We start from the raw sequence: 21479 nt of genomic DNA, 5'->3' as shown, positions 1-21479 counted from the left end.
GCGCTTACTACGCGTCGGCACAAGAGCACGGAGTCGCCCACCCTCGGTCAGAGCTGGAGCCGCCGAAGCGTAGCGGCGTTGATGGCGTCTGCGACGCCATCCGCCCGGCCGCGCGCGTAGGCGTCGACGCCCGTGCCGGGTGCGGCCGCGGCCACGAAGGCCATGGCCATCGCCGGGTTCCGGGCGAGCACCGGCCCGTGGAGGTGGGTGCCGTAAAGGGAGCCGAGGGCCACGCCGTCCGCGCCGTCCCCGTTGCCCGTGCCGGCGGCGACGCGGCCCAGCGGCGTCACCCCGGAGTCGAGGGCGAACCCGCGGCCGTGGTTCTCGTACCCGAGAAGGCGGCCCCACACCGAGTCGACGACGAGATCGCCGGCGACCCTGGCCGGCAGGAAGGAGGCCTCCCCCGGCACCATCCCGAGGCCCTCGAGCGGCCCCTCGGGCAGGTCGATGCGCCGCCCGAGCAGCTCGAGCCCGGTACCGACCGCGAGGAGCGGGATATCGGCGGCCAGCCACTCGGACAGCGCGCCCCGGATCCCGTCGAGCGCTGCTAGCGTCCGGACGAGGGAGGAGTCGGTGCCCGAGCCGAGGAAAACCGCTGCGGGCGCAGCTGTCGGCACCGGGTCGCCCGCTGCCAGGGGAACCACCTCGGCGTCGATGCCCGCCCACTGCAGCCGGCGGGCCAGGACGAGCGCGTTCTCGGCGTCGCCGTTCACGTTCGTGAGCTCCGGGAAGAGCTGCAGGATGCGGAGCGCGCTCATTCGGCGAGCCCCAGGTGGGTGCGGGTGCGGCGCATCGAGTCCGCGGTGAACACGATGGTCTTGATCCCGGACGCCGGCTCCGGCAGCGCGAGGAAGCGATCCAGCGCTGCCGGCAGGTTCGGCTCGATGTCGTCCACCTGGACCCCCTGGTAGATCAGCTGGAGCGCCAGCTCGTTCGCCTTCGAGCCGGACACGATGCGCGCGCGTCCGATCCGGGACGCGTCGACCGGCCAGAAGTAGGACGGGTCGGCGACGTCCGAGCCCATGGCGACGAGGACCTGATCGAGGCCCTCCTCGAGCTCGTCCACATTGAGCTGGAAGCTGGCCGGGTTCTGCACGAGCACGAACTCGACCTGCTTCCCGCGCACCGTGACGACCTCACCACGGCCGAACACCGCGGGCATCGCGGAGACGGCGGCGACCGCCACGGCCGGATCGAACGAGGTGCCGAGCAGCTCGCGGGCCGCCGCGATCGCCGCCGCGGCATCCACGGCGTAGTGGACCCCGCGCGCGGGCAGGGTGACCTCATGGTCGGCGCCGTCCCACCGGATCGTCGCGCTGCGCCCGGCGACGCCGGTGACGAGGGTGCCCGCGGTGTCGCGGGCGTCGGTGGTGGCGGCGTAGCCGAGGCCGCGCGGCAGGGCGGCGAACACCTCGGACGAGACCCCGAAGCGGGCGACCGCGTCGTTCACGTCGGCGGCCAGGGAGTCGAGCAGCGCGTCGTCGCCGTTCAATACCAGCCGCTCGCTCGCTCGAGAGGCGATGGTGTCGAGCATCGCCAGCACCTTCCGGGTGTCATGGAAGCGGTCGATCTGATCGGTCATCACGTTGGTGAGCACGACCATCCGCGCTTGGAACTGCGGTGAGAGGAGCGCCCCGTGTCCCTCGTCCATCTCGAGCACGGCCAGGTCGGCGTCGATCCGGCCGGTCAGCGACGCGCGCTCGAGCAGAGCGCTGGTGAGGCCCTGGCTGATGTTGGCCGTCGACGGATTCGTGAAGATCCGCTTGCCGTGGGCCTCGAGGATCGTGACCAGCATCTTCGTCGTCGTGGACTTGCCGGACGACCCGGACACGACCACGAGCCCCTCCGGGAAGTGCGACAGCACGCTGCCGAGGAACCCGGGAGCCACCTTGTTCACCACGAGTCCGGGAACCGCGGACCCTCCCCGCGCTTACGCAGTCGCGCCGCCACCCGCGTCGCGCGCCCGAGGAGGACCGCCGGGGCCCAGTGGATTCCGGCCGGTCGAGACGTCACCGCTCCAGTCTTCCAGACGGGCCACGCTCAGGGCTGAGTCTCGCGTCGCGCCGGCAGTCCCGCCTCCATCCGCCGAACCTGCCGGCGGAGCTGGAAGAGGTAGGCGACGTCGGCCCCGTCGACGAGCCGGCGCTCCAGCAGCGAGGACAGGAGCGCGGCGACCAGTTGGAGCTGGAGCCGCCGGCGCTGCTCTTCGACGGGCACGGAGAGCGCCACGAACGCGGCGAGGATGTCGAGGAGCGCGTCGGCCCGCAGCAGGTGCGCCACCGGATTCCTCCGTCCGGCCCGGCGCTCGCGGCCGAGCACCGACTGATGGTGGGCGCACAGCCGGCTCGGGCCGAAGAACTCGGCGAAATCGCGCAGGGAGGTCTCGACGCGGGTGATGTCCCCGTGTCGCGGCCCGCTCACGCCCTTCCTCCGCTCGCGGAAGAAGGCACTCAGGATGCTGTCGATGGTGGGAGTCGGTGTCGTCATGCGCGGCAGGGTCGCCCTACCCTCCGACAGCGGATCGCCTGCTGTCGAGAACCGGCGACGGCCCCGGTTGGGGAGGACCTCGAGAGCGATGACCTCGCGCACGCGGATCAGGCGAACAGCTCCGCGAGACGGCGTGTCTTCCTGATCCGCGCGCGAAATCACCCGATCGTCCTGATCCGCGTGAGATCTCCTGATCCGCGCAAATGGGACGGACCCAGAGCGCCGCACCCACGCACCCCCGGGGACGACGCCCGGGAGACAACGAAGGGCCGGCGCCCTGAGGCACCGGCCCTTCGCCGTGGACTAGTCCGAACTCACTCGAGGTAGTCGCGGAGCGACTGCGAGCGGGACGGGTGGCGCAGCTTCGCCATCGTCTTGCTCTCGATCTGGCGGATCCGCTCGCGGGTCACGCCGAACGTGTCGCCGATCTGGTCGAGCGTCTTCGGCATGCCGTCGCCGAGGCCGAAGCGCATCCGGATGACGCCCGCCTCGCGCTCCGACAGGGAGTCAAGGAGGCTCTCCAGCTGCTTCTGCAGCATCGTGAAGCCCACCGCGTCGGCCGGGACAACCGCCTCGGTGTCCTCGATGAGGTCACCGAACTCGCTGTCGCCGTCCTCGCCGAGGGGCGTGTGCAGCGAGATGGGCTCGCGGCCGTACTTCTGGACCTCGACCACCTTCTCGGGCGTCATGTCCAGCTCGCGGCTGAGCTCCTCGGGCGTGGGCTCCCGGCCCAGGTCCTGCAGCATCTGCCGCTGCACGCGGGCCAGCTTGTTGATGACCTCGACCATGTGCACCGGGATGCGGATGGTGCGGGCCTGGTCGGCCATGGCGCGCGTGATCGCCTGGCGGATCCACCACGTCGCGTAGGTGGAGAACTTGAAGCCCTTCGTGTAGTCGAACTTCTCGACCGCACGGATGAGGCCCAGGTTGCCCTCCTGAATGAGGTCCAGGAACTGCATGCCGCGACCGGTGTAGCGCTTCGCGAGCGAGACGACGAGGCGGAGGTTCGCACCGAGCAGGTGGCTCTTCGCGCGCTGCCCGTCCTTCGCGACCCACTTGAGCTCGCGGATGAGCTCCTTCGACATGGTCGCCTCTTCGTTGGCGAGCTTGTCCTCGGCGAACAGGCCGGCCTCGATCCGCATGGCGAGCTCGACCTCTTCGGCCGCGTTCAGCAGGGGGACCTTGCCGATCTGCTTCAGGTAGTCCTTGACCGGGTCGGCAGTCGCGCCTGTGATCTGCGTGGAGTAGACCGGCACCTCGTCGTCGTCGTCGACGAGGAGAGGACGATCGCGTCCTGCGGGATCTCCTTCTCGGCGGCCGCGGCGGGAGCCTTGGTCTCGCCGTCCTCCGAGTCGTCGGAGTCGTCGGTGTCCTCGGCGGCCTCCGGCTCCTCGGCGTCCGCCTCGGTGTCGTCGGTGTCGGCCACCTCGGGGACGTCCTCGGCGATCGCCTCGGGGGCGGGCTCGACGGCGTCGAGGTCCGCGTCGACGTCGGTCGAGTCGTCGAGGTCGGCGTCGGTGTCATCCGCGGCCGGAGCGGTCGCCTTGGCGGCGGCCTTCGGGGCGCGGGTCTTGGCGGCGGCCTTCGGGGCGGCGGCGCGCTTGGGCGCAGCCTTGGTGGCGGCGCTCTTGGGCGCAGCCTTGCTCGTGGCGGGTGCAGAGTCGGTCAGGACGTCTGCCTCCGCGGGATCGGCCAGCACGGCCGAAGCTTTACGGGAAGTCATCGGTACACCTTTCCTACCGTTGTCGGTACTGAGGGCGGACAGCTCGGGAGGACGCATTCAGCGTGGTGCGGGCAACACTTGGACCCATGTCAAGTCCTCCGGCCGGCGGCGCTGAGTGCGCTACCGTCCTCCCAGGAGTTGAACGGGTCCTATCCAATTATTGCACGCGTACTGGCGTGCGGATCACGCCTGTCCCTTTGCGGAGCGTCGCGCGTTCCGCCGTCCCCATGCCCTCGCCAATGCAACCCACAGAGGGCCCACCTGTATTCCCTCCTCCTCGGCCAGCAGGCGCCGCGTCTTGCGCCGCGCGAGCAGCAGACCGACCACCCCGATGCCGACGACAGGGATCTGCACGAGCTCCGCGACCCGGAACGAGTCGAGCGAATAGAGGGAGGCGCTATCCCCTCCCCGCTCCGCGCATCCAGGACCAGGCCGATGAGGAGCATGCTCGTGAAGCTCGCCGTGAAGCCGCCCACGTTGACGACGCCGTTCGCGGAGCCCAGGCGCCGCGGCGGATTGAACGTGCGGGCGAAGTCGAAGCCGATCTGCGATGCCGGGCCGCCGATGCCGAGCGCTATCGCGAGGACCACGATGAGCCACGCGGGGATCGGCGCCGGCCACAGCAGCACCGCGCCCCACACGACGGCCATGAGCACCACGACGGTGAGGGCGAGGTTCGACCGCCGCATCGGATGCCGGACCGTGAGGAGACCGAGGAACGGGCCGACCACGAGGCCGGTGAGCACCATGACCGTGAGCATCGTGGAGGCGAAGGCCGGCTCGAGCCCGACTCCGAACACCATGAAGGGGTACCCCCACATCAGCGCGAAGACGACGCCGGGCGACTGGGTGACGTAGTGCGCCCAGAATCCGAGCTGGGTGCCCGGCCGCTTGAGGCTTGCGCCGAGCTGCGCGAGCGCCTCCCGAAGTGAGGCGACGCTCTCCGCCTGCGGCGAGATCCCTCGGCCGTTGGAGACCAGCGCGATGCAGAGCACGGCGGCGAGGAGCGCGAGCGCGGCCGCGCTCAGGAAGGCCGGCGTCCAGCCCGAGGTGTGCAGCACCGCGGCGAACGGGATCGCGGAGATGACCTGCCCGAACTGGCCCAGGTTGCCCATCCATTGGTTGAGCTGCGGCACGCGAGCGCCGGTGAACCAGGTGTTCGTGAGGCGCAGGACCGACGTGAACACGGTCGCATCTCCCGCGCCCACGAGGATCCGCCCGAGCACGGCGACCTCGAGCGTCGGTGCGATGGCCACGACGATCTGGCCGCCCGTCATCAGGATCGTGCCGGCGATGAGGAGGGGCCGCGGTCCGATCCGGTCGATGAGGACGCCGACGGGCACCTGGAGCAGGGCGTAGACGACGAGCTGCAGCACCCCGAGCGTCGACAGCGCGGCGGCGGCCGAATGGAACCGATCACTCGCCTCGACCGCGGCCACGCCGAGGCTGGAGCGCTGCGTGATGGCGACGAGATAGGCGAAGACACCGACGCCGAAGATGATCCAGGAGCGACGGGAGTTCACTCCCCCAGGTTACCCACGCCCCTGCGCCCGCTCGCCGCTGGGGCGTCCCCGCGCCCGGGCACCGCCCCAGGACGTCCGGCCGATGCGCCGGCGCCCCCGGCTACGATCGACCGGTGATCCGAGCCCCGCACAGTGCCGCGTCGCCCGTGGTCCTCACCGGCGGAACGTCCGGTGTGGGCCGCGCCACGGCCCTGCAGCTCGCCGCTCGGCAGGTGCCGCTCGTCCTCGGTGTCCGGAACGCCGAACGCGGGGAGGCGGTGCGGGACGAGATCCTCGCCCTGGACGGCGACGCCCGGGTCGGCATCCTGCCCCTCGACCTCTCCTCGCTGGCCTCCGTGCGCGAGTTCGCCGCCTCGTACGCCGAGCACTTCGCGCCCTGGCGCGCGCTGATCGCCAACGCGGGCGTCATGCTCGAGCCGACGCGGCGACTGACCGCCGACGGCTTCGAGATGCACCTCGGCGTCAACCACCTCGCGCACTTCGCGCTCACCGGGCTTCTGCTGCCCTTCGCCGGCGTCCGCGCGCGCGTGATCACCGTCACGTCGATCGCGGCACGCTGGGGCCACCTGCTCTTCCACGATCTCCGGTTCGACCACGGCTACCGCCCCTTCCGCGCGTACGCGGCGAGCAAGCGGGCGAATCTCCTCTTCGCGCACGCCCTGCACCGCAAGTCGGTCGACGAGGGGCTCGACATCGTGTCCATCGCGACGCATCCGGGTTACGCGATGTCCCCCGAGCGCCTCCGCTCCCCCGTCCGGCTGCCCGCACGGGCCATCGCGCAGGACCACGCCGCGGGCGCCGGACCGAACGTGATGGCGGTCCTGGATCCCACGCTCACGGGCGGCGAGCTCATCGCGCCCGGAGGTCCGACCCGGACGGCCGGTCCTCCCGCGATCGTGCCCGCGCTGAGGATCCGCAACGAGGAGGCCGCGGCGACGCGCCTGTGGCGGCTCTCGGGACAGCTGACCCGAGTCCCCTGGTAGCCGGATCGGCCGGACCCGGACTGGCGGCTAGTCCTGGTCCTCGTCGGAGGGGCGACGCGTGGCGAGGAACTTCTCCAGCTCCGCGGCGATCTCGTCGGCGCTCGGCACCGCGCCGTACTCGTCGGTGAGCGGAGACGACAGCGGGTTGCCCTCCATGTAGGCGTCGTGGCGCTCTTCGAGCGTGTGCACGAGCCGCGCGAGCTCCTCGCTCGTGGTGACCTGCTCGTCGATCTTGCCGACGAACTCCCGGCCCTCCTCGCGAAGGCGGTCGGTCGGGAAGATGAGCCCGGTCGCTGCGCTCACGCTCTCCAGCGCGGCCACAGCCGCGAGCGGGAACTCCGTGTCGGAGAGGTAGTGCGGAACCAGCAGGACGAACCCGGTCACGGGCTCCCCGCCTCCGCGAGCCGGTACTCGAGAAGGTGCAGCAGGTTCGCCGGCGCCTGGGTGCGCGGACGCCAGGCGGACATCGACTCGACGAGGTCGGACCGGGTCCCGCTGACCGTGACCTTCATCGGGCGGGTATGCGGCACCGGCATCGGGATCGCGTGCACCCACGTCGTGGCGCTCACGCCGAACCGCTCCATCAGCCCGAGCAGGGCGTCGGCGAACCGGTGCCACTGGAAGTCCGGCTCGTAGCCGGTGAGGAGGAGGAACGACTTGCCGAGCTCGTCCTTGGCCAGCGAGAGCACGAGACGCGGCGGCGAGTACTCGGCGAGGTGGTCCTGGTCGAAGAGGATCGTGGGCCGGCGAGCGCGGTAGTCGAGCAGCGCGTCGTTGTCGAAGACCGCGATCTCGGTGGTCTCGATGGTGTCGACGAGGTACCGGCCCAGCTGGGTGACCGCGGCCCCCGCGTCGGCGAATCCGGTCAGCCCGGCGACCAGGTCGAGGCCGAACGGCACGTCGTCCGCCGCCGGCGTCAGCTCGTAGAGCTCCTCCGGATTCCGCATGCCCTCATCGTATTCGCCGCGTCCCGGCCGAACGGCCGGTGGACGGACGCCGAGAGCGAACCGTCCACCGGCCGGGCGGACCTAGGGCACCGAGCGGAAGAACTGGTCGAGCGCCGGGGCGAGGACCTTCGCCGAGACCTGATGCGTCTGGCCGGCGAGGACTCCGTGCCGGCTGCCGGGCACCGCCTGCGCGACCTTCTCCTGAGCCGCCAGCATCTCGGGCTTGCCCTTGCTCCCGGCGAGGGCGAGCGTCGGAACCGAGACCCGGGCGAGCTCCTCGACGGGGACCTCGAACGGCCACATCACCTTCGCGTCGTAGACGATGGTCGGGGCGATCGTCTCGAGATGGCGCCAGACCTTCGGCATCATCCGCATCATGATCGGGACGAACTTCGGCGCGCCGACCATGTCGACCATGAAGTAGCCGGCCGCCTGACCGCGCTTGCCGCTCGCGATCAGGGCCTCGAGATCGGCCAGGTAGTTCTTCGGCCGGCCGCCCTTGCCCGGACGGAGGCCCACGAACGGCGCCTCATAGGTCGCCAGCGCCCGCATCGGCACCCCGGCCGCCGCGGCGCGCAGCGCGAGCCCGGCTCCCGAGGACTGGCCCATGACGTACGGGGTCTCGCCCGTCGCGGCGATCACCGCTGCCAGATCCTCGTACTCCCGCTCGGGCGCATAGGGCAGGGCGTCCCCGCTCGCCCCACGGCCCCTGCGGTCGTAGAAGTAGACGGTGTAGCGATCCTGCAGCTCCTTCGCGACGTCCCGGGCGGGCCCGAAGTCGCGCGCGCACATCGCGCCGTCGACCAGGACGAGCGCGGGACCCGAGCCCACCTTCTCGTAGGCGATGACGGTGCCGTCGGCGCTGCGCGTCTCGTGGACGACGGGCGCGGGTGCGGCGACGTTGCGGCTCATCGGCCGGCTCCTTCCAGGATCGCGTCGATCCCCTCGAACGACTGCTCCCAGCCCTCGGCGGTGAGGTCGCGGTCGACGGCGTCGAAGGGCCCCTGGTGGAGAGTCACGCGCGTGCGGTCGCCGTGGTCGGCGAAGCGGATGCGCAGGACCACGTTGTCGAGGTCGACGTCCCGGGAGTGCGCGCCCAGCCTGACCTCGAGGTACTCGGGCGGGTCGAAGGCGGTGATGATCCCCGCCATGGGAGCGAGCTCGCCGTCCTCGATCCCGACCATGGTGAGGGCGTAGGCGCCGCCCACCTCCGGCTCGACCTTGACCGTCTCGGCCGGCACTCGGAAGTCGCGAGGGCCGAACCAGCGGGAGATCAGCTCCGGCTCGGTGAAGAAGCGCCACACCACGTCGCGCGGGGCGGCGAACGCCCGCGTGATGTAGACGTCGCGGTCGGTGACCGCGGGGGAAGTGTCCGTCATCAGTCGTCTCTCTTGTCGGGGTCGGTCTCAGCTCGATCGGTCGGGGGTTCGGTGGCTCCGCCAGGAACTCGGCGAGGGCGATGTCGAGGCGGTCGAAGCTCTCGGTCCAGAACCGCCGGTAGCGCTCCACGTAGGCGCTCGCTTCCCGGAGGGGCTCGGCCTCCAGATGGCTGTACCGGGCCGTGGCGACCGAGCTCCGGCTGATCAGGCCCGCGCGCTCCAGCACCTTGAGATGCTTCGAGACGGCCGGCTGGCTCATGTCGAAGGGCTGCGCAAGTTCGGCGACGGTCGCGTCGCCCAGTGTGAGGCGCTGCAGGATGGCGCGGCGGGTGGGATCCGAGAGCGCGGCGAAGACGTCGTCCAGGCGATCGGCGGCGGTGCTCGACATCGGGACTCCCTTCATAACCGTCAGGTTCTGAAGTATGCCACCGCTGCGTTCTCGCCGCCAGAGGCGATCCGGCCGCCCTCCGGAGCGCTCCTCCGCTCTCGTTAGGCTGGCCGGATGCCACTGCCCTCGCTGCGCCTGACCTCCTCCTCCTCCGCGGCCGAGACCGCCGCCGACGTCCTCGTCCTGGGCGTGAGCCAGGGGGCGAGGAGCCGCAGCTGCACCCGGTCGCGGGCTTCGAGGCGCTCGCCGACAGCCTGGGCGACATCGGGGTGACCGGGCGGCGCGACCAGCTCGTCCGACTGCCCTTCCCCGGCATCGGCGCCAAGAGCGTCGCGCTCGTCGGGCTCGGCTCCGGGGACGTCACCCCGGACGCTCTCCGCTACGCGGCGGGCTCGGTGACGCGCCAGCTGCGCGGAGTGTCCAGCATCGCCTTCGCGCTGCCCGTCGCCGACGACGCAGCGGTCCTCGCCGTGCTCGAAGGCGCGGCGCTCGGGGCCTACTCCTACGACGACTACCGGGTGGCCTCACTCTCCCCCGACAAGGCCCCGGCTTCGGAGGTCGCGGTCGTCGCCGAGACCGTCGACGCAGACGCGCTCGTCGCCCGTGCCCAGGCGACGGCCGGGGCGGTCGCCTCCGTCCGGGATCTCGTCAACGCTCCCCCGTCGGACCTCTACCCGGAGACGCTCGCCGAGCGCGCGCACGCGCTGGCGGAGGGCCTCGACGTCGAGTTCACCGAGTGGGACGCCGAGGCGCTGGAGCGCGACGGGTTCGGCGGCATCCTCGGGGTGGGAAAGGGCTCGATCCGCCCGCCGCGGCTCGTCAAGGTCTCCTGGGCGCCCGAGGGCGCGTCGGCGCACGTTGCTCTGGTCGGCAAGGGGATCACCTTCGACAGCGGCGGCCTCTCCCTGAAGCCCGCCGCCTCGATGGTGGGCATGAAGTACGACATGACGGGCGCCGCCACCGTGCTGGCCGTCACACTCGCCGCCGCCCGGCTCGAACTGCCCGTGCGGGTCACGGCGTGGCTGTGCATCGCGGAGAACATGCCGTCGGGCAGCGCCGCCCGGCCGAACGACGTGCTCACCATCCGCGGCGGGAAGACCGTCGAGGTGCTCAACACCGACGCCGAGGGCCGGCTCGTGCTCGCGGACGGCCTCGTCGCCGCGGGCGAGGAGCAGCCCGACGCCATCGTCGACGTCGCGACCCTCACGGGCGCGGCGACCGTCGCACTCGGCACCCGCTACGTCGCGGTCATGGGCGACGATGAGCCGGTGAACCGCCTCCTCGCGGCGGCTGAGGCGACCGACGAGCTGGTGTGGCGGATGCCTCTGCCCGGCGAGCTCCGCGCCGTCCTCAACTCCGACATCGCGGACATCGCGAACGCGAAGCCGGGCAACACCGCGGCCGGGATGCTGCTCGCCGCGGTGTTCCTCAAGGACTTCATCGGGAAGCGCCCCGACGGCACCTCGATCCCGTGGGCGCACCTCGACATCGCCGGCGCGGCCAACAACGGCGGAAGCCCGTTCGGCTTCACCGGCGGGGGTCCCACCGGGGTCACCGTGCGGGCACTTCTCGCGTTCGCCGAGGGCTTCGCGAGCGCCCCTGACCCCCGGGTCCGCCCCGGCCGCCGTACTAAGGTGGACAGGGCGGTCGGGACACGATCCCGGCCTGCCTCCGCACGACCCCGAGGAGCATACGAGTGGCTGAACAGAACTTTGACATCGTCGTCCTGGGCGGGGAAGCGGAGGCTACGCCACCGCCCTGCGGGCTGCCGAGCTCGGCATGACCGTGGCGATGATCGAGAAGGACAAGGTCGGCGGCACCTGCCTCCACCGCGGCTGCATCCCGACCAAGGCGCTCCTGCACGCGGCCGAGGTCGCGGACGCCACGCGCGACTCCGAGCAGTTCGGCATCAAGTCGACCTTCGAGGGCGTCGACATCGCCGCCGTCACCAGCTACCGCGAGAACATCGTCGCGAAGAAGTACAAGGGCCTGCAGTCGCTCGTCAAGGCGCGCGGCGTCACCACGATCGCCGGCGAGGGACGCGTCGTCGGCGGCACCACGGTGCAGGTCGGCGAGGACACCTACAGGGGCAAGAACCTGGTCCTCGCGACCGGCTCCTACTCCCGCAGCCTCCCGGGCCTGGAGCTCGGCGGACGCGTCATCACGTCCGAGCAGGCGCTCGGCCTCCAGTTCGTGCCGAAGAAGGTCGCCGTGCTCGGCGGCGGCGTCATCGGGGTGGAGTTCGCGAGCGTCTGGCGCTCCTTCGGCGCCGACGTCACCATCATCGAAGCGCTGCCCCACCTCGTTCCCAACGAGGAGGAGGTCATCAGCAAGGCCCTCGAGCGCGCCTTCCGCAAGCGCGGCATCGAGTACTCGCTCGGCGTGCGCTTCCAGAGCGTCACCCAGAGCGACGCCGGCGTCGTCGTGACCCTCGAGAACGGCAGAACGGTCGAGGCGGAGCTGCTGCTCGTCGCCGTCGGCCGCGGGCCCGCCACGGCGAACCTCGGGTTCGAGGAGGCCGGCATCCGCATGGACCGCGGCTTCGTGCTCACCAACGAGCGCCTGGCTACGAGCGTGCCGAACGTCTACGCGATCGGCGACATCGTCCCCGGCCTGCAGCTCGCGCACCGCAGCTTCCAGCAGGGCATCTTCGTGGCCGAGGAGATCGCCGGGCTGAAGCCCGTCGTCATCGAGGACATCAACATCCCGAAGATCACCTACTCCGACCCGGAGGTCGCCTCGATCGGCTACTCCGAGGCACGCGCCATCGAGAAGTTCGGCGCGGAGAAGGTCGCGACCTACGACTACTCGCTGGCCGGCAACGCCCGCAGCGAGATCATCGGCACCTCGGGCTCGATCAAGGTCGTGCGCGTCAAGGACGGCCCGATCATCGGCGTGAGCGCCATCGGCTCCCGCGTCGGCGAGCTGATCGGCGAGGCGCAGCTCGCGGTCAACTGGGAGGCGTACCCCGAGGACATCGCCCCCTGATCCACGCCCACCCGACCCAGTACGAGGCGATGGGTGAGGCCTTCCTCGCTCTCGCGGGCAAGCCGCTGCACGCTCTGTAGAGCCGCAGAGCCGCTGCCCAGACTTCCGATCACATTGCAGTTTCTGAAGGAGACAACCGAATGAGCGAGTCCGTCAACCTCCCCGCACTCGGAGAGAGTGTCACGGAGGGAACGGTGACCCGTTGGCTGAAGAGTGTCGGGGACCGCGTCGAGGTTGACGAGCCCCTGCTCGAGGTGTCGACGGACAAGGTCGACACCGAGATCCCGTCTCCGGTCGGCGGCGTGATCGAGGAGATCCTCGTCCAGGAGGACGAGACCGTCGACGTGGGCACGCCCCTGGTGCGGATCGGCTCCGGTGCCGGCGATGGCGGCGAGGCCACCCCGCTGCCCGAGCAGGAGGCCAACAACACCGCACAGGCGACGCAGTCCGTTGCGGAGGAGCAGGCTGCCCCGCAGCCCGCCCCCACCCAGGAGGCGCCCGCGCCCCAGCAGCAGCCCGCCCCGGCCCAGGAGGCGCCCGCGCCTCAGCAGCAGGCCCCTGCGCCCCAGGAGGCGCCCACGCCTCAGCAGCAGCCGGCCGCCGCGCAGACCGCGCCCGCGCAGGTGCAGCCCGCCCAGGCCGCGCCCGAACAGCCGGCAGCGCCCGCCGCGGCGCCGCAGCAGCCGACCCTCGAGCCGGCGCCGCAGGCCGCGACGCCCGCGCAGTCGGCCCCCGCGGAGGGCTCGTCCCCCGCCGGCCAGCAGCCGCCGCAGACCGAGTCGTGGGGGCAGCCCGCTCCCGAGGCCGGCCAGGCGCCTCAGGGCTCGCTCGCGGACGACGCTGTGACCTCCCGCGAGGTCGAGCCGGGCCAGGAGGCGACTGCAGGCCAGGGTCAGACGCCGCCGTCGCCGGCCCCCGTGCCGGAGACCAGCAGCCAGCAGGCGCCGGCCCAGCCCGCCCCCGACCACCAGGCGGTGGACCCGGCCGCCGCGACGATCGAGCAGGAGCTCGCCGCCGACGGCAGCGCCTACATCACGCCGATCGTCCGCAAGCTCGCGCACGAGCGCGGGGTCGACCTCGCCTCCCTCTCCGGCTCGGGCGTCGGCGGGCGGATCCGCAAGGAGGACGTCCTCGCCGCCGCCGAGCAGAAGGGCGCGCCTGCCGTGTCGACCGGCGGAGCCCGCCGCACCGGCAGCTCCTCAGGAGGTCGAGGTGTCGCCGCTGCGCGGCACCACCGTGAAGATGTCGCGCCTGCGCAAGGTGGTGGCCGAGCGCGCCGTCGTCTCGATGCAGTCGAGCGCGCAGCTCACGACCGTGGTCGAGGTGGACGTCACGCGTCTCGCTCAGCTCCGCGACCGGGTGAAGAACCAGTTCCTCGAGAAGACCGGCACGAAGCTGTCCTTCCTGCCCTTCTTCACCCTCGCCGCCGCCGAGGCGCTGAAGACGTACCCGATCATCAACGCGACCGTGGACGGCGACTCGATCGTCTACCCGGACACCGAGAACATCAGCATCGCGGTCGACACCGAGCGCGGCCTGCTCACCCCCGTGGTGCGCGACGCCGGCTCGCTCGACATCGCGGGCCTCGCCGGCCAGATCGCCGACCTCGCCGGGCGCACGCGCAACAACAAGCTGAAGCCGGACGAGCTCGCGGGCGGAACCTTCACGGTGACGAACACCGGCTCGCGCGGCGCCCTGTTCGACACCCCGCTGGTGTTCCTCCCTCAGGTGGCGATCCTCGGCACGGGCATCGTCGTCAAGCGGCCCGTGGTCGTCAACGACGGCGTCTCGGAGGCGATCGCGATCCGCTCCATGGTGTACCTGGCCCTGAGCTACGACCACCGCATCGTCGACGGCGCCGACGCCGCCCGCTTCCTCGTCCAGGTGAAGAACCGCCTGGAAGAGGGCGCATTCGAGGGCCAGCTCGGCCTCTGATCCGCACTGCCGACGAAGCGGCCCGCCGACCTCCAGTGGGCCGCTTTGGCGTCTCGGGCCTCCCCTCCGCGCCGACGGCGCACGCCGCGATCACGACGGCTCGCTGTCGAAGACGTCGCGGATGCGCCACTCGCCGTCGGCGCGCACGAGCAGCAGGGTGACGGCGCCCTGCTCGACGATCGCCGCGTCGCCGGTGCGCTGAACGAACGCCTCCCCTCGGGAGCGGGCAGGGTGGGCGGCTCCGGTCCCCGGCCCGCGGCGTCGGCCTCGAGGAGTGCCGAGCCGGGCTGGTCGACCGCTCCCGCACACTCCCCGCCGCCGGACTCCAGGCAGGAGTCCCTCGCCGCCGCCAGCACCCGTGCCGCGGTGAGCGGATCGTCGGCCTGCAGGGCGGACCGGTCGGGTGCGGCGAACTGCGGCGCTTCCGTGGCCGCGCGCGGAGAAGGCGCTCCCGAGGGCGCCGGGCGCGGCTCACCCGCCGCGGAGGACGCCTCGCCGGGCACGATCAGCAGCGCGAGCACGAGGCACCCCGCCGCGACGAGGGCAGGGACCCACACTCGCCGCCGTACCGTGCGGAGCGCCGCGACCAGGCGCCGGCCTCTGCCGGCCAACCCGGACGGCACCGAGCCGGACAGCCACCCCGCCGGAGACGCGGGTGGCTGCGTTTCCGGCGGGGTGGCTCGGGAGGGCAAGAGCTGCTCGATCGTGAGCGTCGAGGCCGACCGCGGGTAGTCGATCGGCCGAGGCTCAGCGAGAGCGAACAGCCTCTCCTGCATCCTCTTCGGAGCGAGGCCCTCCGGGGACTGGGTCAATTCCGCGGCCAGCGCGCCGCCTTCCGTCACCCGCTCGAGCACGACCGCCGCCAGGGCGGCCAGGGCTCGACGATCGACCAGCGCGGTTGCGGGCGTGAGCGGCCGGGAAGCGGAGAGCCGGACGAGCGCGGGCGTTCCGGCGTCGTCGAACAGGACGCCCGTCGGCCGCAGGGCGCCATGGCTGAGGTCCCGCTCATGGAGCGCGTCGACCCCTCGCGCGACGGACACGAGGATCGTCACCGCCTCCCCGGCGCTCAAGGACGTGCGCCGGGCCAGCAGGTCGGCCAGGGACCATGAGGAGAGCCGGGGGTAGACGAGACCGAAGCGCCCATCGCGCGCGTCGAACAGATCGAGGAGCGGGGCCAGGTGCGGGGAGGAGACGGCACCGGCGACCGCGAGGGCGGCATCCGCGGACTCCTCATCCATCAGCCGGACCACCACCGGCTCGGCCGATTCGTCGGCCGCCCGGCGGCAGAGCAGCACCTCCTCCCCCGCACCCGCCGACAGCACCCGAATCTGCCGGTATCCCCCTCGTTCCACGCCCCGACTCTCCCCCGAAGCGGCGGATGCGTCAGCCGCGTCCGCCGATCTGTGCGATTTCGCCGAGGGCGTGCGCCGGGGAGGGAGGCGGGTGCGGACACGCCAGACCGGTGTCGGCCCGAGCGGTATCCTGTGGGCATGGCCCGAGAGACCCGCCCCACCCCGAAAGAGCCGGGCCGCGTGAAGCAGCTCTGGCAGGTCTTCCAGATGACCCGCCGCCTGGACAAGCAGGCCATCTGGTGGATGCTCGCCGCGGTGCTCGTGCCCCTCGTGGTCGGCATCGTCCTCGGCATCGTCCTGTCCGACGGCAACGTCTTCTCGATCATCCTCTGGGTCATCTCCGGGCTCCTGCTCGGCCTCCTCCTCTTCCTCGTCGTTCTGGGCCGGCGCGCCGAGCGGGCCGCCTACGCGCAGATCGAGGGCCAGGCGGGGGCGGTCGGCGCGGTCCTGCGCAGCTCGCTCAAGCGCGGCTGGCGCGGCAGCGAGATGCCCGTCGCCGTCAACCCGAAGACGCAGGACGCCGTCTACCGCGCCGTGGGCCGCCCCGGTGTCGTGCTCATCGCCGAGGGCCCGAAGACGCGCACCAGCCGGATGCTCGAGGACGAGAAGCGCAAGATCGCCCGCATTCTGCCGAACGTCCCGGTCAACTCGCTGCAGGTCGGCCCCGACAAGGAGTCGACGAAGCTGCACGACATCAACCGGCGGCTCGGCAAGTTCAAGAGCACCCTGAGCAAGGCCGAGGTGGTCGCGGTCAGCAACCGGCTCAGCTCCCTCGCGGGCAACAAGCTCCCCATCCCGAAGGGCGTCGACCCCCTGAAGGTCCGCCCCCAGAGGATGCGCTGACGCCCATGTCCCCCGCCGACGCCGCACAGCTGCTCGGCGTGGCGACCGATGCTCCGGTCACCGAGATCCAGCACGCGTTCACGCGCCAGGCGCGCCTGAACCACCCGGACCTCCTCACCGAGGCCACCGACGAGGAGCGGCACAGCGCGGGCATCCGCTTCGCGGAGCTCCGGGAGGCCCGCGACGTGCTGCTGGCGACCTCTCCCGTGGTCGAGACCCGCTTCGTGGATGTGCCGGTCCCGGCGAGCGGCACCCGCCTGCCGCACCGCCCCATGCGGAACCCGTGGAGCACCTTCCTGGTGTTCCTGATCCTCGCGATCATCGTCGTCGTGACCGTCACCATCCAGGACGGCTTCCGGATGGAGACGGTGGACAACCTCCGCGGCGGCACCATCGAGGTCCCGGCCTCCGGTCCCTGACGCGCGGGACGCGGTCAGACCCGGACGAGCACCGTGCCGGCGAAGACGTCGTGCAGGCCGCGCTGATCCGCGTCCCAGATGACGGCCGGGATCAGCAGCGCCAGCAGCACCGTCCGCAGCACCGGGCGCCAGACGCCCGCCCAGCGGTTCTGCAGGGTCACGACCCGCATCCGGAAGATCAGGTGGCCGATGCTGCCCCCGAATGCGACGAGGAAGAGCACCTGCTCGACGACGAAGATCGCAAGGCTCGCCCAGGAGCTGCCGTAGAAGAAGGCGGTGTAGATGGCGAAGCAGAGCGCGAAATCCACCGCGATGGCGGCGATGCGCACGCCCGGACGGGCGATCGAGCCGGGTCCGCTCTGTTGTCGCCCGAGGCGGTCGCCGGGCCACCGGCCCGCAGGCGAGGCGGGAGCGTCGGGCACCCCGAAAGCCTAGCCGCGCCGGCGTAACACCCTCGAAACAATCCCGTCACTGACGCGAAACTGCGTCCGCCTAGGGTCGGTCCCGGCTGTTGTCTCAGCCCGACCCACACGCTGTTTGGAGCTCCTAGATACATGTCGCACCCCAAATTCAGTGACTCCTCCGAGGTGATCAAGTTCATCAAGGACACTGACGTCAAGTTCCTCGACATCCGCTTCACCGACCTGCCGGGCGTGCAGCAGCACTTCAACATCCCGGCCGCGACGGTCGACGAGGACTTCTTCTCGGTCGGCCAGCTGTTCGACGGCTCCTCGATCCGCGGCTTCGCGAACATCCACGAGTCCGACATGCAGCTCATCCCGGACATCTCGACGGCCTACCTCGACCCGTTCCGCAGCGAGCGGACCCTGATCATGGTCTTCGACATCTACAACCCGCGTAACGGCGAGATCTACTCGAAGGACCCCCGCCAGGTGGCGCACAAGGCCGAGAAGTACCTGGCCTCCACCGGCATCGCGGACACCGCGTTCTTCGCCCCCGAGGCCGAGTTCTACATCTTCGACGACGTCCGCTACGAGGTCACGCAGGGCCACAGCTTCTACAAGGTCGACTCCGACGAGGCCGCCTGGAACAGCGGTCGCGAGGAGGAGGGCGGCAACCTCGCCAACAAGACCCCCTTCAAGGGCGGCTACTTCCCGGTGAGCCCCGTCGACCAGCACGCCGACCTGCGCGACGACATCGTCCTCAAGCTGATCGACGTCGGCCTCGAGGTCGAGCGCAGCCACCACGAGGTCGGCACCGCCGGCCAGGGCGAGATCAACTACAAGTTCGACACGATGGTCCACGCCGCGGACGACATCCTGAAGTTCAAGTACATCGTCAAGAACACCGCGAACCTGTGGGGCAAGACCGCCACGTTCATGCCGAAGCCGATCTTCGGCGACAACGGCTCGGGCATGCACACGCACCAGTCGCTCTGGAGCGACGGCAAGCCGCTGTTCTACGACGAGGCCGGCTACGGCGGGCTCTCGGACCTCGCGCGCTGGTACATCGGCGGCATCCTCAAGCACGCGGCGTCGATCCTCGCGTTCACCAACCCGACGACGAACAGCTACCACCGCCTGGTGCCCGGCTACGAGGCCCCCGTGAACCTGGTCTACTCGGCCGGCAACCGGTCCGCTGCCATCCGCATCCCGATCACGGGCACCAACCCGAAGGCCAAGCGCATCGAGTTCCGCGCGCCCGACGCCTCCGGCAACCCGTACCTCGCGTTCGCCGCGCAGCTCATGGCGGGCCTCGACGGCATCAAGAACCGCATCGAGCCGCACGAGCCGGTCGACAAGGACCTCTACGAGCTCCCGCCGGAGGAGGCGAAGCTGATCCCGCAGGTGCCGGGCTCGCTCGACGCCGTGCTGGACGCTCTCGAGGCCGACCACGAGTTCCTCACCGCCGGTGGCGTCTTCACCGAGGACCTCATCTCGACCTGGATCGAGTACAAGCGCGAGAAGGAGATCAAGCCCCTCGCGGCTCGTCCCCACCCCTTCGAGTACGAGCTGTACTTCGGCGTCTGATCCCGCACGACCCGACGGAAAGGGCCGCGATCTTCGGATCGCGGCCCTTTCTTTCTGCCGAGGTGGCACACCGGTTGCTCTTTCCCGCCTCAGGAAACAGCAATTAGTGCCACCTCACCCTTCGATTGTCGGGCGATTGTTGCAGATATGCGGTTGTTATCCGCGTGTGATTCGGCGCTAGGATTCCAATCCGCATTCCCAAAGCCCGAGGACACAATGCCCCGCAATCGCACCCCTGCCCGCGAACAGACATTCCGAATCGGAATGCTGCTGGTCGGACCTCTTCTGGCGATCGTCCTGGTCGCGGTGTTCGTCGTGCCGACCCTAGACCGGACCGGTGGCGGCGGGGCGATCGCGTGGCCGATCCTCGCCGTGGTCCTCGTGATCATGGTCCTCGCGATCGCCGCGGGACTGCTGCTCGGCAAGCGCCTGGTCGGAGACCGCATCGAGGTGGCCGTCCGCTCGTCGGGCGACAAGTGGCACCATGCGCGCCTCACCGACATCGGCGACGGACGCCTGCGTCTGGAGCGCTATTTCTGGCAGGTGCGCATTCCCACGGGAAAGAAGCTGGAACTCCACGTGCTCTCGCTCGGGGAGGATTCGGGGCGGCATCCCCGGCCGCGTCAGTGGTGGAGCCTCAATCCGCAGCTGACAATCGTCGATCTGGAGACCGACCAGGGGACATTCGAACTGGCCGCGCTGCCCAGTCACCTTCGAGAATTGCGCGAGCGGCTTCAGGAGCCTGCATCGGCCTAATGCGCTTTCGCGACGTGCCCACTTCTATCGAGGATCCGGCCGGAAAAGCAGCCGAAGCGGACAGGTCACAGAGACGCGAAAGGGCCGCGGCGATCGCCGCGGCCCTTTCGTGAAGCTCTAGCTCAGCGGCTGTCGTCGCTGCGGCTGCCGGCCTTGGCGAGGCCGCGGCTCACGAGGTAGCCGACCGTCACGAGCGCGATGTAGAACCAGGCCGAGCTCGCGCCGAAGCCGGAGCCGTCGTCGCCGTTGTCCACGACGGCGGAGGCGATCAGGATCGCGAGGGACACGAGGAGCCACACGTAGAACTCGCTCGTCTTGAACGAGGGCTTCGTCTCCCGGGTCCGGGTGACGGTGTGGTGCTCGCTGATCGGGGCTGCTGTGGTGGTGATGGGATTGCTCATACGCCCACGTTAGGGGGCGCGGGCGTGGGGGCGTCTGGGGATTGACAGGGGTGCCGAGCAGAAGGGATTTCGCGGGCGCGTGCGCGAGCCGGCGCCCACGAGGTGGCAGCTGTTGCTCCTTCCGCGCCGAGGTAGCAGCAGCTTCTGCCACCTCGCGGCTACTGCCGCGCGTAGGTGAGCTTGCCGCTGCGTCCGCGCAACACCAGTGTCGTGTCGCCCGCCTCGGCGAACACGACGTTCGACAGCACGGTGATGTAGCGGCCCTCGACGCCGATGAGGTTCTCGTCGGCGCAGGCGCGTTCGGTCAGGGTGCCGATCGTCACGGCCACGGCACCCGGTCCCCCGTCCACCTCGAGGTCCACGGTGTTGCACGGACCCGCACCCGTCGTCGCCTCCTCGGCGATCGACAGGGTGATGTCGGCGTCCGTCAGGTCCATGAAGCCGCGGCGGTCGGATGCCGCCGTGAGGCGCCAGTCCCCGACCAGCTCCTCCCCGGGCCGCGGGCAGGCAGTCCCGGGGCGCAGCCGGCAAGGAGGGCGACGACCAGGACGGCGCCTGTCGCGCCCAGAACCCGCCGCATCCGTCCTCCGTTTCCGACTGGAACCTTACGTCGCGCGCGCGCCGATCAGGAAAGCCGCCGAACGAGACGGCGCGCCGTCCTGATCGGTGCGCGAAAACGTTCCGTGTTCCTGATCGGCGCAGATCTCCTGATCCGCGCACGGGAGCAGGAGTTCAGGACGAAGCGGGGAAGGCGAGAGCGGGGTCGTCAGAAGGTGAGGCGCATGATCGCTCGCGCCGGGGCCGGCCGGCTGACGACGGTCAGGCCCGCGCGCTCGAACAGGCGCACGGTGCCGTGGTAGCGGTCGGCAGCCGACAGTCGCGGATTCTCGTCGGTGTCCACGGGGTACCCCTCGACCGAGGCGGCGCCGTGCGCCCGGGCATGCTCCACGGCCGCCGACGCCAGCGCTCCGGCGACGCCCTGGTTGCGGTGGCCGACCGGCACCACGAAGCAGGTGATCGCCCACACCGTCGGGTCGTCGAACTCGGGGCGGAGCTCGGCCGTCACCCTGGCCCGGCGGAGGCGAGGGTAGACCACGCGGGGCTCGACCGCCACCCAGCCGGCCGGCTCCCCGTCCCGGTAGGCGACGAGGCCGGGCCCGGGAGCGACCCGGGCCTGCTCGCAGAGCAGGTCGCGCCGGTCATCCCGCGTGCGGGCATCCCACTGCGCGTTCGTCAGCTTGAAGAACTGGCACCAGCAGCCGGCCGGATCGCCGCGGGTGCCGAACACCGCGTCGACATCCTCCTGCGGGACGTCGTGGATGGGCCGGATGGTGATCTCCGCGGTCGTCATGGGTCCAGGCTAG

General features: G+C 70.9%; 16 protein-coding genes and 6 pseudogenes. 8 read left to right on the top strand and 14 right to left on the bottom strand.

The genetic code is table 11. The annotated features are described in order from the left end of the window. Positions 1-47: 47 nt before the first annotated feature. From QUE51_RS13135 to QUE51_RS13115, 5 genes and pseudogenes are all read right to left on the bottom strand, one after another. On the bottom strand, positions 48-758 hold the full coding sequence (locus tag QUE51_RS13135) for a type 1 glutamine amidotransferase (RefSeq protein ID WP_286276810.1): 711 nt from the start codon (positions 756-758) through the stop codon (positions 48-50). Next, positions 755-1900, bottom strand: coding sequence for a MurT ligase domain-containing protein (locus QUE51_RS13130; protein ID WP_286276809.1), 1146 nt, complete (start codon positions 1898-1900; stop codon positions 755-757). The genes QUE51_RS13135 and QUE51_RS13130 overlap by 4 nt, the downstream gene beginning before the upstream one ends. A 140-nt stretch (positions 1901-2040) precedes the next feature. Next, on the bottom strand, positions 2041-2487 hold the full coding sequence (locus tag QUE51_RS13125) for a hypothetical protein (protein WP_286276808.1): 447 nt from the start codon (positions 2485-2487) through the stop codon (positions 2041-2043). Positions 2488-2801: 314 nt separating this feature from the next. Continuing rightward, positions 2802-4210, bottom strand: a pseudogene (locus tag QUE51_RS13120) (RNA polymerase sigma factor). Positions 4211-4359: 149 nt separating this feature from the next. After that, on the bottom strand, positions 4360-5733 hold the full coding sequence (locus QUE51_RS13115) for an MFS transporter (RefSeq protein ID WP_286276807.1): 1374 nt from the start codon (positions 5731-5733) through the stop codon (positions 4360-4362). 113 nt (positions 5734-5846) lie between these two features. Here QUE51_RS13115 and QUE51_RS13110 point away from each other — a divergent pair, with 113 nt between their 5' ends. After that, the gene (locus tag QUE51_RS13110) at positions 5847-6716 is read left to right on the top strand and encodes an SDR family NAD(P)-dependent oxidoreductase (protein ID WP_286276805.1); all 870 of its coding nucleotides are present in this window, start codon (positions 5847-5849) and stop codon (positions 6714-6716) included. A 27-nt stretch (positions 6717-6743) separates the two neighbouring features. Here QUE51_RS13110 and QUE51_RS13105 read toward each other — a convergent pair. From QUE51_RS13105 to QUE51_RS13090, 4 genes and pseudogenes are all read right to left on the bottom strand, one after another. After that, positions 6744-7663: pseudogene (locus QUE51_RS13105) on the bottom strand (proteasome assembly chaperone family protein). 81 nt (positions 7664-7744) lie between these two features. Continuing rightward, on the bottom strand, positions 7745-8575 hold the full coding sequence (locus tag QUE51_RS13100; protein ID WP_286279385.1) for an alpha/beta fold hydrolase: 831 nt from the start codon (positions 8573-8575) through the stop codon (positions 7745-7747). After that, positions 8572-9042 carry an SRPBCC family protein gene (locus tag QUE51_RS13095; protein ID WP_286276804.1) on the bottom strand — a complete coding sequence of 157 codons (471 nt, stop codon included), beginning with the start codon at positions 9040-9042 and terminating at the stop codon, positions 8572-8574. The genes QUE51_RS13100 and QUE51_RS13095 overlap by 4 nt, the downstream gene beginning before the upstream one ends. A 202-nt stretch (positions 9043-9244) precedes the next feature. Further along, positions 9245-9430, bottom strand: a pseudogene (locus tag QUE51_RS13090) (ArsR/SmtB family transcription factor); the annotation flags it as partial. A gap of 114 nt (positions 9431-9544) precedes the next feature. On the opposite strand from QUE51_RS13090, the pseudogene QUE51_RS13085 reads away from it, so the two are divergent. The 3 pseudogenes from QUE51_RS13085 to sucB form a co-directional block, all read left to right on the top strand. Further along, positions 9545-11028, top strand: a pseudogene (locus QUE51_RS13085) (leucyl aminopeptidase); the annotation flags it as partial. 98 nt (positions 11029-11126) lie between these two features. Next, a pseudogene (gene lpdA / locus QUE51_RS13080) lies at positions 11127-12498 on the top strand (dihydrolipoyl dehydrogenase). Between the two features lie 60 nt (positions 12499-12558). Then, positions 12559-14353 (top strand): annotated as a pseudogene (sucB, locus tag QUE51_RS13075) (2-oxoglutarate dehydrogenase, E2 component, dihydrolipoamide succinyltransferase). On the opposite strand, the gene QUE51_RS13070 reads toward sucB, so the two are convergent. Further along, positions 14251-15705: a serine/threonine-protein kinase gene (locus tag QUE51_RS13070; RefSeq protein WP_286276803.1), complete on the bottom strand. Its 1455-nt coding sequence runs from the start codon at positions 15703-15705 to the stop codon at positions 14251-14253. The pseudogene sucB and the gene QUE51_RS13070 sit on opposite strands and share 103 nt — an antisense overlap. Before the next feature lie 138 nt (positions 15706-15843). Here QUE51_RS13070 and QUE51_RS13065 point away from each other — a divergent pair, with 138 nt between their 5' ends. Together QUE51_RS13065 and QUE51_RS13060 are read left to right on the top strand one after the other, a co-directional pair. Beyond that, positions 15844-16548, top strand: a complete 705-nt coding sequence (locus tag QUE51_RS13065) for a DUF4191 domain-containing protein (RefSeq protein ID WP_286276802.1) — start codon at positions 15844-15846, stop codon at positions 16546-16548. A gap of 5 nt (positions 16549-16553) precedes the next feature. Further along, a complete protein-coding gene (locus QUE51_RS13060; RefSeq protein WP_286276801.1) occupies positions 16554-16967 on the top strand; it encodes a DnaJ domain-containing protein in 414 nt (137 codons plus the stop codon). 14 nt (positions 16968-16981) lie between these two features. Here the strand turns inward: QUE51_RS13060 and QUE51_RS13055 are convergent, their stop codons facing one another. After that, positions 16982-17389, bottom strand: coding sequence for an RDD family protein (locus QUE51_RS13055; RefSeq protein ID WP_286276800.1), 408 nt, complete (start codon positions 17387-17389; stop codon positions 16982-16984). A 132-nt stretch (positions 17390-17521) separates the two neighbouring features. On the opposite strand from QUE51_RS13055, the gene glnA reads away from it, so the two are divergent. Both glnA and QUE51_RS13045 read left to right on the top strand, forming a co-directional pair. Then, a complete protein-coding gene (gene glnA, locus QUE51_RS13050; RefSeq protein ID WP_286276798.1) occupies positions 17522-18958 on the top strand; it encodes a type I glutamate--ammonia ligase in 1437 nt (478 codons plus the stop codon). Between the two features lie 264 nt (positions 18959-19222). Continuing rightward, positions 19223-19714, top strand: coding sequence for a hypothetical protein (locus QUE51_RS13045; protein ID WP_286276796.1), 492 nt, complete (start codon positions 19223-19225; stop codon positions 19712-19714). Positions 19715-19836: 122 nt separating this feature from the next. Here QUE51_RS13045 and QUE51_RS13040 read toward each other — a convergent pair whose 3' ends face one another. The 3 genes from QUE51_RS13040 to QUE51_RS13030 all read right to left on the bottom strand — a co-directional run bounded on the left by QUE51_RS13040 (position 19837) and on the right by QUE51_RS13030 (position 21466). Then, the gene (locus tag QUE51_RS13040; protein WP_286276795.1) at positions 19837-20115 is read right to left on the bottom strand and encodes a hypothetical protein; all 279 of its coding nucleotides are present in this window, start codon (positions 20113-20115) and stop codon (positions 19837-19839) included. Positions 20116-20273: 158 nt separating this feature from the next. After that, a complete protein-coding gene (locus QUE51_RS13035) occupies positions 20274-20600 on the bottom strand; it encodes an META domain-containing protein (protein ID WP_286279383.1) in 327 nt (108 codons plus the stop codon). 281 nt (positions 20601-20881) lie between these two features. Continuing rightward, positions 20882-21466 carry a GNAT family N-acetyltransferase gene (locus tag QUE51_RS13030; RefSeq protein WP_286276794.1) on the bottom strand — a complete coding sequence of 195 codons (585 nt, stop codon included), beginning with the start codon at positions 21464-21466 and terminating at the stop codon, positions 20882-20884. Between the last annotated feature and the right edge of the window lie 13 nt (positions 21467-21479).

It is taken from the genome of Naasia aerilata (assembly GCF_030296595.1).
GTDB classification, from domain to species: Bacteria; Actinomycetota; Actinomycetes; order Actinomycetales; family Microbacteriaceae; genus Naasia; species Naasia aerilata.
This window is presented reverse-complemented; position numbering and strand designations above follow the sequence as displayed.

Excerpts from the sequence above, each read along its gene's own strand:
- QUE51_RS13100 (WP_286279385.1), bottom strand. The coding sequence starts at position 8,575 with ATGAGCCGCAACGTCGCCGCACCCGCGCCCGTCGTCCACGAGACGCGC.
- glnA (WP_286276798.1), top strand. The coding sequence starts at position 17,522 with ATGTCGCACCCCAAATTCAGTGACTCCTCCGAGGTGATCAAGTTCATC.
- QUE51_RS13030 (WP_286276794.1), bottom strand. The coding sequence starts at position 21,466 with ATGACGACCGCGGAGATCACCATCCGGCCCATCCACGACGTCCCGCAG.
- QUE51_RS13135 (WP_286276810.1), bottom strand. The coding sequence starts at position 758 with ATGAGCGCGCTCCGCATCCTGCAGCTCTTCCCGGAGCTCACGAACGTG.
- QUE51_RS13045 (WP_286276796.1), top strand. The coding sequence starts at position 19,223 with ATGCTGCTGGTCGGACCTCTTCTGGCGATCGTCCTGGTCGCGGTGTTC.
- QUE51_RS13040 (WP_286276795.1), bottom strand. The coding sequence starts at position 20,115 with ATGAGCAATCCCATCACCACCACAGCAGCCCCGATCAGCGAGCACCAC.
- QUE51_RS13065 (WP_286276802.1), top strand. The coding sequence starts at position 15,844 with ATGGCCCGAGAGACCCGCCCCACCCCGAAAGAGCCGGGCCGCGTGAAG.
- QUE51_RS13060 (WP_286276801.1), top strand. The coding sequence starts at position 16,554 with ATGTCCCCCGCCGACGCCGCACAGCTGCTCGGCGTGGCGACCGATGCT.
- QUE51_RS13095 (WP_286276804.1), bottom strand. The coding sequence starts at position 9,042 with ATGACGGACACTTCCCCCGCGGTCACCGACCGCGACGTCTACATCACG.
- QUE51_RS13125 (WP_286276808.1), bottom strand. The coding sequence starts at position 2,487 with ATGACGACACCGACTCCCACCATCGACAGCATCCTGAGTGCCTTCTTC.